We start from the raw sequence: 13,516 nt of genomic DNA, 5'->3' as shown, positions 1-13,516 counted from the left end.
ATTCTATAGGCGCCACCGGGCACCTGCCGTGACAGTGGTGGGATGAATCACACACCTTCCGCTGCAGCGCCGGAGCGGTCCACCCACGGCGCAGACGCTTCCACCGGGCCCTCGCCCCGGTTCTCCAGGCAATCTGCCATGGCAGTTCTGGTTTGCTGGCTGCTGGTCGTTTTCGACGGCTACGATCTCATCGTTTACGGCACTGTGCAGTCCTCGCTCATCAATGACACCGGATGGGGGCTCACGAAGGCGACGGCCGGGACGGTCGGGTCGATGGCTTTCGTGGGAATGATGATCGGCGCCATCTTCGCCGGCAGGATGTCCGATACGTGGGGACGCCGCCGGACCATCCTCGGCTGCGCAATCCTGTTCTCCGTTTTCACCATCCTGTGCGCCTTTGCTCCGAACGCCCCGGTGTTCGGCGGCCTGCGGCTGCTGGCCGGCATCGGCCTTGGCGGGCTGGTTCCCTCGGCCAACGCCCTCGTGGCGGAACTGGTACCCGCAAAATGGCGGTCCACCATCGCCACCCTGATGATGTCCGGGGTCCCGATCGGCGGTTCGATTGCCGCGCTGGTCGGCATCCCGCTGATTCCCGCCTTCGGCTGGCCCGTCATGTTCCTCATCGCTGTGCTGGCGCTGGTGGTGGTGATCCCGCTGGGTGTTTGCTACCTGCCCGAGACCCTGGCTCCCGCCCAGGCCGGTGGCGGGGCCAAGGAGCCCGCTGGCTTTGGTTCCCTGCTCCGGGCCCCATTCCTGGGCATGAGCGTGCTGTTCGCCATCGCCACCCTCGTGACGCTCTTCGCCTGGTACGGACTGGGCACCTGGCTGCCCAACCTCATGCAGCTGGCAGGCTACAACCTGGGCTCCGCGCTGACCTTCGCCCTTGCACTGAACCTCGGCGCCGTCGCGGGCTCGGTCATCACCGCTTGGGCCGGCACCCGCTTCGGCCCCATACCGACGGCGATAGCGGCGGCCGCCGTGGCCGCCGCCGCCCTGGTGGTCCTGGTGGCGGGACCTCCCGTCACCGTCGTCTATCTGATGCTGGTCCTGGCCGGCATCGGAACGCACGGCACGCAGTGCCTGGTCATCGCCGCAGTGGCCAGCCACTACCCGCCGCATCTCCGCGGCACCGCCCTGGGCTGGGCGCTCGGCGTCGGACGCATCGGCGCCGTCGCCGCGCCCCAGGTGGGAGGGCTGTTGCTCGCAGCCGGCCTGGGCGTCAATTCGAACTTCCTGGCGTTCGCCGGGGCAGCCGCCGTGGCAGCCGTTCTGCTCGGAGCCATCGGCATCAAAATCACCACAAAACCCTCAACTTCAGTAGGAGCAAGCAATGTCTGACCCGAAACCGTCCACGGATGTCCTCGTTATCGGCGGGGGAATGGCCGGCTTGGCCGGAGCCCTGGCGCTGCGCGCGAACGGCGCCGAGGTAACGCTGGTTGAACGCGCGCCAGAATTCGGCGAAGTCGGTGCCGGCCTGCAGATGGCCCCCAACGCCTCCCGGGTCTTGAAGCGCTGGGGACTCCTTGAGAAGGCGCTCGAGATAGGGGTCCGGCCCAAGCACCTCGTCTTCCGCGATGCCGTCACCGGCGAAGAACTGACCCGCCAGACGCTTGGTGGCGAGTTCGAAGAACGCTACGGCGCCCCGTACGTTGTCATCCACCGCAGCGACCTGCACCGGGTCCTCCTTGAAGCCTGCCAGGAGGCCGGCGTCCGCCTCGTCAACGACGTCACGGTGGAAAGCGTGGAGACCGTCAAGGGCCGCGGCGTTGCCCACACCGCCGGTGGCGCCGATTACGAGGCCGACGTCGTGATCGGCGCCGACGGGCTCAAGTCCACCCTCCGTCCGGCGGTGGCGCAGGACGGACCCGTCTCGTCGTCCTATGTTGCCTACCGCGGAACCGTCCCCATCACGGAGAACACGCCCGCCACGGATCTGGAAGACGTGATTGTCTACCTCGGGCCGGACTGCCACCTCGTGCAGTACCCGCTGCGCAAGGGTGAGCTGCTGAACACCGTTGCTGTTTTCAAGTCACCGTCCTTCGAGCGCGGCGAGGAGCAGTACGGCGGCGTGGACGAACTCGAGGCCGCCTACCAGGACTGCGTCCCTGCCGTCCGGGAAGCCCTCAAAAACCTGGCCACCGGCATCCGCTGGCCCATGTACGACCGCGACCCCATCGCGAACTGGGTTGCCGGCCGCCTGGTCCTCATGGGCGACGCCGCCCACCCAATGCTGCAATACCTCGCCCAGGGCGCGTGCCAAGCCCTTGAGGACGCCGCAGTGCTGCAGGATGTCAGCCATGGCACCGTCTTCACTGAGAACGGCGTGGACGCGGGTGCCTGGGACGCTGCCATCGCCGAGTTCAATGCCAAGCGGGCAGCACGGACGGCCCGAGTTCAGCGTACGGCCCGTGTGTGGGGCGAATCGTGGCATGTTTCGGGACTTGCCCGGACCCTGCGGAACCTGCTCTTCAAGAGCCGCAGGGACGGAGACTTCCAGTACAACGACTGGCTGTACGGCCAGGCCAATGAGGGCGTGCCGGCCACGGAGGCCCCCGCTGCACGCGTCAGGGCGGCTGCCTAAGCCCCGCCCGGCGCCGGGGCGGCCGGACAGACACACGCAGTGTCCCGGCCGCCCCGGGTGCCCTTGCCCACCGGCACCCCTGATCCGTAGCGTTGGCTGGAGGGCCCGGGAGGTGCCGCGCAGGAAGGACACATGCCGTGGGACAGGACGGTGCAGCGGAGAGGGTGGCGCTTTACCTCGACGTCGACGGCGTGGTGTGCCCGTTTGGTGCGACCGGACGGACGCCGTGGGGTTCGGCCTGGAGGTACGCCTACGCCGGCATGCTCGAGGTGGCTTACGCGGCGGAGCTGGTGGATGAGCTGAACATGCTGGCTCCAACGCCGGGCCTGCGCTGCGTCTGGCTGACCAGCTGGGAGGAACTGGCGCCCGCGGTCCTGTGCCCGGCCACCGGGCTCGCCGGCGGGGAATGGCCGGTGTTGACCGCGGACGGCGCCGGAGGCGGAGCGGACTGGTGGAAGCTGGACGCCATCCAGGCCGACGTCGAGTTCAGCCGTCCCGAACGGATCATCTGGGTGGACGACCAGCTTGCCTTCGAAGGGCGCGCCCAGTCCTGGGCCAGGTTCCTGCGCGGGCGCGCGCTGCTGGTTTCCCCCGATCCGAGACGCGGGCTCTCGCCCGGGGAGCTCGATGCCATTCGGGCCTTCGCCGAGGACCGGGTTTGATCTCAAGTGCGTGGCGCGTACGATCTATAGGGTTTCAAACCCGTTCTGCAGCCACCACAAGTCCCATCGCGTGAACAATTGGTGAACTGTGCCTTGCATGCAGCCGGGGAAAGTGGAACTGCTGATCGTCGACTCTGCAGATTGGGCAACAGGTGGATATCACCTTAATGGTGGCGCTGGTCATAGGACTGGCCTTATTTTTCGACTTCACCAACGGATTTCATGACACCGCGAATGCGATGGCAACGCCCATCGCCACCGGTGCCATCAAACCGAAGACGGCAGTTGCACTTGCAGCGGTCCTGAACCTGGTGGGGGCGTTCCTGTCCACGGAAGTGGCCAAGACCGTTTCCGGCGGCATTATCCGGGAGGGTAACGACGGCATCCAGATCACGCCGGAGATCATATTCGCCGGGCTCATGGGCGCGATCCTCTGGAACATGATCACCTGGCTCAAGGGACTGCCCTCGAGCTCGTCGCACGCCCTCTTCGGCGGGCTCATCGGCGCCGCGGCTGCCGGCATCGGATTCCATTCCATAAATCTGGAGTCGCTGCTGCAGAAGGTCATCCTGCCGGCGATTTTCGCCCCCCTCATCGCCGGCATCGTGGCCTACATCTGCACCCGCGTGGCCTACGCGCTCACCTCCCGGCATGATCCCGAAACGGGCAGCAAGCTCACGCAGAAACGCGGCGGCTTCCGGACAGGCCAGATCTTTACGTCCAGCCTCGTGGCACTGGCGCACGGCACCAACGACGCCCAGAAGACCATGGGCATCATCACGCTTGTGCTGATTGCCGCGGGAACGCAGGATCCCGGATCGGGCCCGCAGTTCTGGGTCATCGCCGCCTGCGCGTTCGCCATCGCCATCGGCACGTACGCAGGTGGCTGGAGGATCATCAGGACCATGGGCGCCGGACTGACAGAGGTGAAACCTGCCCAGGGTTTCGCGGCCGAATCCAGCACCGCCTCCGCCATTCTCGCCTCCTCGCACCTGGGATTCGCCCTCTCCACCACGCAGGTGGCGTCCGGATCCGTGATCGGTTCGGGCATGGGGCGCAAGGGGACCACCGTCCGCTGGGGCATGGTGGGGCGCATCGCCCTTGGCTGGCTCTTCACCCTTCCCGCGGCGGGCATTGTCGGTGCCCTGACCGCCATCCTGGTCAAGACGGGCGTCGTCGGCGTGGTGATCGCGGCCGTGGCCGGAACGGCAGCCGTGCTGTACATGTTCCTGGTCTCACGCAAGTCCCAGGTTGGCCACCATAACGCGGTGGAGGTCGAAGAAGCAGGGCAGGCAGTCCGCTTCGCCAAGAAGAAAGCCCTCGCCCGGGCACGCGCCGCCGAGCGCGCCAAGGCGAACAAGCCGAAGGATGCGCAGCGATGAAGTGGTTGGAACTCCTCACCGTGGCGGGTGCCACGCTGACAGCCGCGGTAACCGTCGTGGTCCTGTATTCCCTGGGCGTCCGCCTCACCGCCATTGCCGGGGACAGCCAGACCACCGCCCCGGCATGGGTCCGCTACTTCGCCTACATCTGTTTCGGCCTGTGCGGAGTTGCGGTGCTGTTCGGGCTCTACCTGATCATTCCCTACTTCAGCGGATAGGGTTCAGCGGCCGTCGCCTGGCGCTCTGTGAACCCGGCGTGCGAATCGCTAGGCTGAGCCCATGTCCAGTGTCCAGTACTACGTGGCGTCATCCCTCGACGGGTTCATCGCCACGGCCGACGATGACCTTGCGTGGCTGTTGCAGTTCGACGGGTTCGAAGGCGGCAAAGAAAGCTACGACTCCTTCATGGCCGGCGTGGGCTGCATCGTCATGGGCGGCACCACCTACCAGTGGCTTATGGACCATGAGCCCGGCAACTGGCCGTACCCCGACACGCCCTGCTGGGTATTCACGCACCACGAATTCAGTGCCCCGCCCGGTGCGGACGTCACGTTCGTCCGCGGTGACGTCACTGAATTCGCCGGCGACTTCACCGGCGACGCAGGAGGCAAGAACGTCTGGGTGGTCGGAGGCGGTGAGCTCGCCGCCCAGTTCACCGACGCCGGCCTGCTGGATGAGCTGATCGTCTCGATCATCCCCGTCGTCCTGGGACACGGAAAGCGGCTGCTGCCGCTGAAAGGGCCGACGCCGCCGCTTGAGTTGGCGGAGTCCCGCACCCAGGGGCGGGGCATCGTTGAGCTCCGCTACCGTTTCGGGGAAACTCCGGCCTAGGCGCCGGAGCAGCCAGTCGCCGGAGCGGCTACTGAGCGATGTCCCAGAGCGGCTACTGGGTGATGTCCCGGATCAGGTTGGTGAGGCGGGCCGTGGAGAGCCTGCGGCCCTGCTCGTCAGTCATGACAATCTCATGAGTGGTCAGCGTCCGGCCGAGATGGATGGCCGTGCAGGTGCCTGTCACGGTTCCTGACGCGATGGCCCGGTGATGCGTTGCCCCCACTTCGATGCCCAGTGCCTGCCTGCCCGGCCCCGCGTGCATCCCTGCCGCGAAGGACCCCAACGTTTCGGCCAGCACTACGTGGGCGCCGCCGTGGAGAATTCCGGCCACCTGGGTGTTCCCTTCCACCGGCATGGTGGCTACCGTCCGTTCGGGGCTCATCTCCAGGAACCGGATCCCCATCTTCACCACCAGGGCGCCGATGCCGAACCCGCCAAGCCAGTCGTGGAGGTGTTCGGGAACCCCGGCTGCCAGGAGTTCATCCTTGAACCGCGCTTCTTCGCCGGCGCGCGCCGCTTTCGGCGGCAGGGCCTCCCGGGCTTCCCCTCCGGCAGGGCCGCCGGGCGTGAAATTGTCCATCATGGCAACTAGGCTGGCACCTGTGAGTGAAACAACCAAACCGGCCCCCTTCCCGTCCACAACCGAAACCCTTCAGGACATCGCGGTGTCCTCGCCTGCCGGCCCGTCGGCGTCGGCCACCGAGGCCCCGGTCATTCCCCTGACGGATCAGCCCCGCCTTCTGGTGCTGGACGGTCACTCCATGGCCTTCCGGGCTTTCTTTGCCCTTCCGGCCGACAAGTTCTCAACCGCCCGGGGCCAGCACACCAACGCGATCCACGGCTTCACGTCCATGCTCATCAACCTGATCAAGGAACAGAAGCCCACGCATATCGCGGTGGCCTTCGATGTCTCGGACGACACCACTCACCGCAAGGCCGAGTACAGCGAATACAAGGGCGGCCGCAATGAGACTCCCCGGGAGATGAGCGGCCAGATCGACCTCATCGACCAGGTGATGGGCGCCTGGGGCATCAAGACCATCAAGATGCCCGGCTATGAGGCGGACGACATCCTGGCCACGCTGGCGGCCATGGGTGAAAAGGCCGGCTACGAAGTCCTGCTCGTCTCGGGTGACCGTGACGCGTTCCAGCTGATCACCGACAACGTCTTTGTGCTGTATCCCCGGAAGGGCGTCAGCGACATCCCCCGCATGGATGCCGCGGCAGTGCAGGAAAAGTACTTTGTCTCGCCCGCGCAGTATTCGGACCTCGCTGCCTTGGTGGGGGAGACCGCCGACAACCTCCCCGGAGTGCCAGGTGTGGGTCCCAAGACGGCCGCCAAGTGGATCAACCTCTATGGCGGGCTCGAAGGAGTCCTGGAGCACGTTGACGCCATCGGCGGGAAGGTGGGGGACGCGCTGCGGGCGAACGTTGATTCGGTGAAGCGCAACCGCAAGCTGAACAGGCTCCACACCGACCTTGACCTGCCGGTGACGCTGGACGAGCTCGCCGATCCTCGGCCCAACCAGGAGGCGCTCGAGGAGCTCTTTGACACTCTCGAGTTCAAAACCATCCGCACGCGGCTCTTCGACCTGTATGCCAGCGACACCCCGGAAGCGGAACGCGAAACCCTGGAGACGCGGGACTTCGCCACGCTGACCGGCGCGGACGCGCTCCGGGCCTTCCTCGCCGCCGGCGCCGGCGAGCGGTCTGCCCTTGCCGTCGATGTCCTGCCGGGCAGGATCGGCGAGGACGCCGACGCCGTCGCGATCGTGCGGGACGACGCCGCCGCCTACATCGACCTCACCTCACTGGACGCCGAGGCGGAAAACGTTCTGGCCCAGTGGCTCCGGGACGCGGACTCCCCGAAGGTCATGCACGGCTACAAAGCGGCCCTGAAAGCACTGAACAACCGCGGGCTCGGCCTGGAAGGGGTGGTGGACGACACCTCTATCTCCGGCTACCTCATCCAGCCCGACCGCCGCACCTACGAGCTGGCCGAACTGGCCCAGTACCACCTGAACATCCACGTCTCCCCGGAGGCCGCCAAAGCCGGCCAGCTGGAACTGTCGTTCGATGACGACGCCGCCGCGGCGTCGGGGGCTCTGGTCCAGGTCGCCGCCGTCGTCCACAAACTGAGCCGGTTCTTCGAGTCGGAACTGCGGGAACGCAAGGCGGAAGAACTGCTGGCCACGCTGGAACTGCCGGTGAGCCGGGTCCTGGCCGACATGGAGCATACCGGCATCTCCGTCTCCATGGAGCTGATGGACGAGCAGCTGGCGGACCTCGCCAGGGTGATCGACGACGCCCAGGAGCGTGCGTTTGCGGCCATCGGTCATGAGGTGAATCTGGGCTCCCCGAAACAGCTGCAAACGGTGCTGTTCGACGAGCTGCAGCTGCCCAAGACGAAGAAGATCAAATCGGGCTACACCACAGACGCCGCCTCGCTGAAGAACCTGCTGGAGAAGACGGGCCACGAATTCCTGGTCCAGCTGATGGCCCACCGGGAATCGGCCAAGCTGCGCCAGATGGTGGAGACGCTCAAGAAGTCCGTGGCCGAAGACGGCCGCATCCACACCACGTACGCGCAGAACGTCGCGGCCACGGGACGCATTTCCTCCAACAATCCCAACCTGCAGAACATCCCAATCCGCAGCGAGGAGGGCCGCCGGGTCCGTGGCATCTTTGTGGTCAGCGACGGTTACGAGTGCCTGCTGTCCGCGGACTACTCGCAGATTGAAATGCGCATCATGGCCCACCTGTCCGGTGACGCGGGGCTGATTGAGGCCTACCGCCAGGGCGAGGACCTGCACCGCTTCGTGGGCTCCTCCATCTTCCACGTGCCGCCGGCAGAGGTCACCAGCGCCATGCGCTCCAAGGTCAAAGCGATGTCCTACGGCCTGGCCTACGGCCTGACCTCCTTCGGGCTGTCCAAGCAGCTGGAAATTTCGGTCGATGAGGCCAGGACGCTCATGAAGAATTACTTCGACCGGTTCGGCGCCGTCCGCGACTACCTCCGGGGAGTGGTGGACCAGGCCAGGATCGACGGTTACACGTCGACCATCGAAGGGCGGCGGCGCTACCTGCCGGATCTCACGAGCACGGACCGGCAGATGCGGGAAAACGCCGAGCGCATCGCCCTCAACTCGCCCATCCAGGGGTCCGCCGCAGACATCATCAAGCGGGCCATGCTGGGAGTGCACGCCGAACTGGCGGCCCAGGGGCTCAAATCGCGCATGCTACTGCAGGTGCACGATGAACTGGTGCTGGAGGTGGCCAACGGCGAACGCGAGGCGGTCGAGAAACTGGTCACGGAACAGATGGGCTCAGCTGCGCAGCTGAGCGTTCCCCTGGATGTGCAGATCGGCGTAGGCGCCAGCTGGTACGACGCCGGCCACTAGGTAATTCAGGATGCGCAGGGCGCCATGGCAGGCGCCCTGCGCATCCCGTTTGTTTCGGTTCACTTCATTTCGGTTCAAGGGGGAGCAGTACATGGCAGGCAGCTATGAGACCAGGCGGTTCAGGGCAGCGGACAAGGGCACGCCCGGATACGCCCAGGGCACCGACTGGATTCAGGCCGTGGGCTTCGGTTTCCACGACACCCGCCGGAATGACGAATTCGTGGACAAGATCATGGCCATGTACCGGCAGGATGGCCGTGAGCTGACGGGCGTCTACCAGACGGCCCCGGTTGCACCGCATTCCCTGGGCGCCAACGTTCCCGTGGCCACGTTTGGCACACTGCGCAAGGACATGAATGTCGGCTATGGCCGCCAGCTCCGGACGCACATGGTGACGGCGGTGACGGTGCGGGGCACGCACCGTCGCCAGGGCATCCTGCGCCGGATGATGACCGAGGACCTCACCGCGGCAAAGGCAGACGGACTGGCCGTGGCGGCGCTGACCGCATCGGAAGGCTCCATCTACGGCCGTTTCGGCTACGGAGTGGCAACGTTCGAGCGCAGCGTCAAGGTGGACACCGGGCCGCGCTTCAACCTGCACCACCAGCCCGTCGGATCGGTGGAAAGCGCCGACCGGAAAGTCCTGCTCGACTTGGCGCCGGAAGTGTTCGAACGCGTGCACCGGCACACCCCGGGGTCCATCGTCCGGCAGGACGCCTACCGGCAGACCGTCTCCGGCGCCGTTGGCCGCGATGGCAGCGAGGACGAAGCCATCCGGTGCGCCCTGCACTACGACGCCGCGGGCGCCGTGGACGGCTACGTCTCGTATAAGTTCGCAGGCTGGGACACCAAGCCGTACACCATGGAAATCGTGGACCTCGTGGCGGCGACTGACGCCGCTTACCTGGAACTGTGGCGGTTCCTCGGCAGCATCGACCTGGTGGACCGGATCAGCTGGCAGGACGCGCCGGTGGACGACCCCCTGAGCTGGGCGCTGGGGGATCCGCGGTGCATCGAGTCCTCGGACCACCGCGACATGCTCTGGCTCCGGATCCTGGACACGGGCAAGGCGCTGGCCGCCCGGCACTACTCCGCAGATGGCGCCCTCATCCTGAGGATCAGCGACGCCCTGGGATTTGCCGGTGGCACGTTCCGGGTCGCGGTCAGCGGCGGGGAAGCGAACGTCTCGGAGGCCCCGTTCGACTCGGAGCCGGACCTGTCGCTGGACGTCGCGGACCTCGGCTCCGTCTATCTGGGGGGCGTCTGTCCCGTCACCCTGAAGGCCGCCGGCCGGCTTACCGAGCACACGCCGGGGGCGGCGCTGAAAGCGCGGCTCATGTTCGCCGTCGAACGCGCGCCCCACTGCCTGACGCATTTCTGACAGAACTGCTGACAACTTCTGACAGCATTTTTGCAGGTCACAGGCCTTCAACGTAGCGGCGGCGCTTTGACCGGCGTTGGCGAGTACGACTAGAATGAACGGGCGTGTACTAGGTGCACGTACCTTAAATCCACAAAATCAGGATGACCCGGCACATCCGCGTGATATGCCGTGCTTTGCGCCTGCGTTCCATAACGCGGGCGCGATGGTTTGCCTGACCGACTAACTATCCACAACGGAGCCCCTACTACATGACCATCACCTCCACCGAGAAGCCCGGTACCCCCGTAGTCGCCATTAACGACATCGGTACCGCTGAGGACTTCCTCGCAGCAGTCGACGCCACCATCAAGTACTTCAACGACGGAGACCTCGTCGAAGGTACCGTCGTCAAGGTCGACCGCGACGAAGTTCTGCTCGACATCGGTTACAAGACCGAAGGTGTCATCCCCTCCCGCGAGCTTTCCATCAAGCACGACGTTGATCCCGGAGACGTCGTCTCCGTTGGCGATCAGGTCGAAGCCCTGGTGCTCACCAAGGAAGACAAAGAAGGCCGCCTGATCCTCTCCAAGAAGCGTGCTCAGTACGAGCGCGCCTGGGGCGACATCGAGAAGGTCAAGGAAGAAGACGGTGTTGTCACCGGTACCGTCATCGAGGTTGTCAAGGGTGGTCTTATCCTCGACATCGGTCTGCGCGGCTTCCTGCCGGCGTCCCTCGTCGAGATGCGCCGCGTGCGCGACCTGGCTCCGTACATCGGTCAGCAGATCGAAGCCAAGATCATCGAGCTGGACAAGAACCGCAACAACGTTGTGCTGTCCCGCCGTGCGTGGCTCGAGCAGACCCAGTCCGAGGTCCGCTCCACGTTCCTCAACAAGCTGGAAAAGGGCCAGGTCCGTCCCGGCGTCGTTTCCTCCATCGTCAACTTCGGTGCCTTCGTGGACCTGGGCGGCGTAGACGGTCTCGTCCACGTTTCCGAGCTGTCCTGGAAGCACATCGACCACCCGTCCGAGGTTGTCGAAGTTGGCCAGGAAGTCACCGTCGAGGTCCTCGAGGTCGACCTGGACCGCGAGCGCGTTTCCCTGTCGCTCAAGGCTACGCAGGAAGATCCGTGGCAGACCTTCGCCCGCACCCACGCCCTCGGCCAGGTTGTTCCGGGTAAGGTCACCAAGCTCGTTCCGTTCGGTGCGTTCGTTCGCGTCGAAGACGGCATCGAAGGCCTCGTTCACATCTCCGAGCTGGCTGTCCGCCACGTGGAGCTGGCTGAGCAGGTTGTCTCCGTTGGCGACGAGCTGTTCGTCAAGGTCATCGACATCGACCTCGAGCGCCGCCGTATCTCGCTCTCCCTCAAGCAGGCCAACGAGGGCGTCGACGCCGACAGCACCGAATTCGACCCGGCACTCTACGGCATGGCCGCCGAGTACGACGAAGAGGGCAACTACAAGTACCCGGAGGGCTTCGACCCGGAGTCCAACGAGTGGCTTGAAGGCTACGAGAACCAGCGCGCCGCCTGGGAGCAGCAGTACGCTGACGCCCAGACCCGCTGGGAAGCACACAAGAAGCAGGTTGCCCAGCACGCTGCCGACGACGCTGCCGCTGCAACGTCCGGTGAGAGCGATTCCGGCACCACCAGCTACTCCTCGGAGCCGGCTGCAACCGAGACCGGCGCAGGCACGCTTGCTTCGGACGAGGCTCTTGCAGCACTGCGTGAGAAGCTGACCGGCAACTAATTGCCAGTAACGACTGATTGCCAGTAAAAAGGTGGCCGTCCCCGGAAGGGGGCGGCCACCTTTTTTTGCTGTCTTTGGAACTGAGTGCCCGGCCTGTCTGCTGCCGCTGCGTTCCGGCGGCTCAGGCAGTCTGGCCGGCGTGCTCGCCTTCGGCGATTTCCTCGAGCACCTTGTCATTGAAGGCCGGGAGGTCGTCCGGCTTACGGCTGGTCACGAAACCCTGGTCCACCACCACTTTCTCGTCCGACCAGTTGGCGCCGGCGTTCCTGAGATCGGTCGCGAGGGTGTGGTACGAGGTGAGATTCCGGCCCTTGACCACGCCGGCATCAATCAGCAGCCAGGGGCCGTGACAAATCGCGGCCACGGGCTTGTGCTGCTCGAAGAAGCTCCGGGCGAAGGCCTGGGCGTCCTTGTTCACGCGCAGGTGGTCGGCGTTCACGACGCCACCGGGGATCACCAGGGCGTGGAAGTCCGAGGCGTTGGCCTCCGCCAGGGTGAGGTCCACGTCAAACGTGTCCCCCTTCTCGACCCCGTTGAAGCCTTGAATCTTTCCGCTGGACGGAGCAACGAGGGTGGGCTCACCGCCGGCCTCCTTGACCGCATTCCAGGGGCTTGTCAGCTCCACCTGCTCCACCCCGTGGGTGAGCAGAAAGGCGACCTTCTTGCCTGCGATGTTGTGTTCCGACATTCGTCCTCCTTCAACCTGTTGCGCCGCCGGGTGTCCTGCAGGGTTTGCCGAGGATATGCCGGCGTGGCGCGCGGTGTGCTGGCTTACACATCAACCCTAGGAAGCAGAAAACTGATAAGCAACCTGATTATTGGTTAGGGGCCGGCACTTCGTCCGCAGCCGGCACCGTCAGCGGGGGAGCGGCACGTCCACCCAGTCCGTGCCCTCCGGCTCAAGCGTCGCGGTTCCGGACGTCATTGCCGCGAGCCGCTCGGCCGCTTCCGCCAACGGTTCCGGCGCGTCAGGCAGGGCGAGCCGCAGGACGGTCGACTGCGGCTCATAGCCCGTTTCGGCCATGGCATAGCCGGCGGCCCGGAGATCGTTCTCAAGCCGCCCGGCAGCGGCATGGGGCACCCGGACAGCGCAGAGGCGCAGCCGTCTGCGCTGCACCAGTGGCGCGAGGTCAAGGGCTGCGGACACCGACTCGGAATACGCCCGCACCAGCCCTCCGGCGCCCAGGAGTATTCCGCCGAAGTACCGAACGACGACGGCGCTCACGTCGCTGAGGTCCGTCACCCCCGGGGCGGTTTCCCGCCGGATGAGGGCCTCCAGCATGGGGATCCCCGCCGTTCCCGAGGGCTCGCCGTCGTCGCTGGAACGCTGGATGCTGCGGTCCGGGCCCAGCACGAACGCAGAGCAGTGGTGCCGGGCGTCGTGGAATTCCCGCCGCAGGTCCGTCACGAGCGCCCGGGCAGCCTCTTCGCTGTCCGTGCGCCGCAGCACAGTGATGAACCGCGACCGTTTGATCTCCAGCTCATGGCGGAAGTCCGGCCCGGCAGCCAGGGTGGTGAAGGACGACGTCCTGCTCTTCTGCTCTTGCACCG

At 65.8% G+C, this 13,516-nt stretch carries 12 protein-coding genes; 9 read left to right on the top strand and 3 right to left on the bottom strand.

What is annotated here, in order from left to right; all coding sequences use genetic code 11:
- Positions 1-42 precede the first annotated feature (42 nt).
- The 6 genes from AC3A3W_RS13885 (at position 43) to AC3A3W_RS13860 (ending at position 5,456) form a co-directional block, all read left to right on the top strand.
- Positions 43-1,338, top strand: a complete 1,296-nt coding sequence (locus tag AC3A3W_RS13885) for an MFS transporter (RefSeq protein ID WP_487443618.1) — start codon at positions 43-45, stop codon at positions 1,336-1,338.
- On the top strand, positions 1,331-2,581 hold the full coding sequence (locus AC3A3W_RS13880; protein WP_487443617.1) for an FAD-dependent oxidoreductase: 1,251 nt from the start codon (positions 1,331-1,333) through the stop codon (positions 2,579-2,581). Before AC3A3W_RS13885 ends, AC3A3W_RS13880 begins: the two co-directional genes overlap by 8 nt.
- A gap of 137 nt (positions 2,582-2,718) precedes the next feature.
- Positions 2,719-3,243 carry an HAD domain-containing protein gene (locus tag AC3A3W_RS13875; RefSeq protein ID WP_487443616.1) on the top strand — a complete coding sequence of 175 codons (525 nt, stop codon included), beginning with the start codon at positions 2,719-2,721 and terminating at the stop codon, positions 3,241-3,243.
- A 152-nt stretch (positions 3,244-3,395) separates the two neighbouring features.
- On the top strand, positions 3,396-4,625 hold the full coding sequence (locus tag AC3A3W_RS13870) for an anion permease (protein WP_487443615.1): 1,230 nt from the start codon (positions 3,396-3,398) through the stop codon (positions 4,623-4,625).
- Complete coding sequence (locus AC3A3W_RS13865; RefSeq protein WP_487443614.1) at positions 4,622-4,843, top strand: hypothetical protein; 222 nt, start codon at positions 4,622-4,624, stop codon at positions 4,841-4,843. Before AC3A3W_RS13870 ends, AC3A3W_RS13865 begins: the two co-directional genes overlap by 4 nt.
- Before the next feature lie 61 nt (positions 4,844-4,904).
- Complete coding sequence (locus AC3A3W_RS13860; RefSeq protein ID WP_487443613.1) at positions 4,905-5,456, top strand: dihydrofolate reductase family protein; 552 nt, start codon at positions 4,905-4,907, stop codon at positions 5,454-5,456.
- A 52-nt stretch (positions 5,457-5,508) separates the two neighbouring features.
- On the opposite strand, the gene AC3A3W_RS13855 is transcribed toward AC3A3W_RS13860, so the two are convergent.
- On the bottom strand, positions 5,509-6,039 hold the full coding sequence (locus AC3A3W_RS13855) for a hotdog fold thioesterase (RefSeq protein ID WP_487443612.1): 531 nt from the start codon (positions 6,037-6,039) through the stop codon (positions 5,509-5,511).
- Between AC3A3W_RS13855 and polA the strand changes: the two genes are divergently transcribed.
- The 3 genes from polA to rpsA all read left to right on the top strand — a co-directional run bounded on the left by polA (position 6,038) and on the right by rpsA (position 11,965).
- Positions 6,038-8,857, top strand: a complete 2,820-nt coding sequence (gene polA / locus AC3A3W_RS13850) for a DNA polymerase I (protein WP_487443611.1) — start codon at positions 6,038-6,040, stop codon at positions 8,855-8,857. The genes AC3A3W_RS13855 and polA overlap by 2 nt on opposite strands.
- 91 nt (positions 8,858-8,948) lie before the next feature.
- Positions 8,949-10,238, top strand: coding sequence for a GNAT family N-acetyltransferase (locus tag AC3A3W_RS13845; RefSeq protein WP_487443610.1), 1,290 nt, complete (start codon positions 8,949-8,951; stop codon positions 10,236-10,238).
- A gap of 251 nt (positions 10,239-10,489) precedes the next feature.
- Complete coding sequence (rpsA, locus tag AC3A3W_RS13840) at positions 10,490-11,965, top strand: 30S ribosomal protein S1 (RefSeq protein ID WP_026537355.1); 1,476 nt, start codon at positions 10,490-10,492, stop codon at positions 11,963-11,965.
- A gap of 121 nt (positions 11,966-12,086) precedes the next feature.
- Here rpsA and AC3A3W_RS13835 read toward each other — a convergent pair whose 3' ends face one another.
- Positions 12,087-12,653 carry a type 1 glutamine amidotransferase domain-containing protein gene (locus AC3A3W_RS13835; RefSeq protein WP_205652968.1) on the bottom strand — a complete coding sequence of 189 codons (567 nt, stop codon included), beginning with the start codon at positions 12,651-12,653 and terminating at the stop codon, positions 12,087-12,089.
- A 168-nt stretch (positions 12,654-12,821) separates the two neighbouring features.
- Entirely contained in the window at positions 12,822-13,514 is a 693-nt protein-coding gene (locus AC3A3W_RS13830; protein WP_487443609.1) for an IMPACT family protein, read from the bottom strand.
- Positions 13,515-13,516 lie beyond the last annotated feature (2 nt).

The sequence above is a fragment of the Arthrobacter sp. Soil_N43 genome (genome assembly GCF_057655195.1).
Note: the sequence above shows the minus strand (reverse complement) of the source record. Positions and strands in the feature narration are given on the sequence as shown.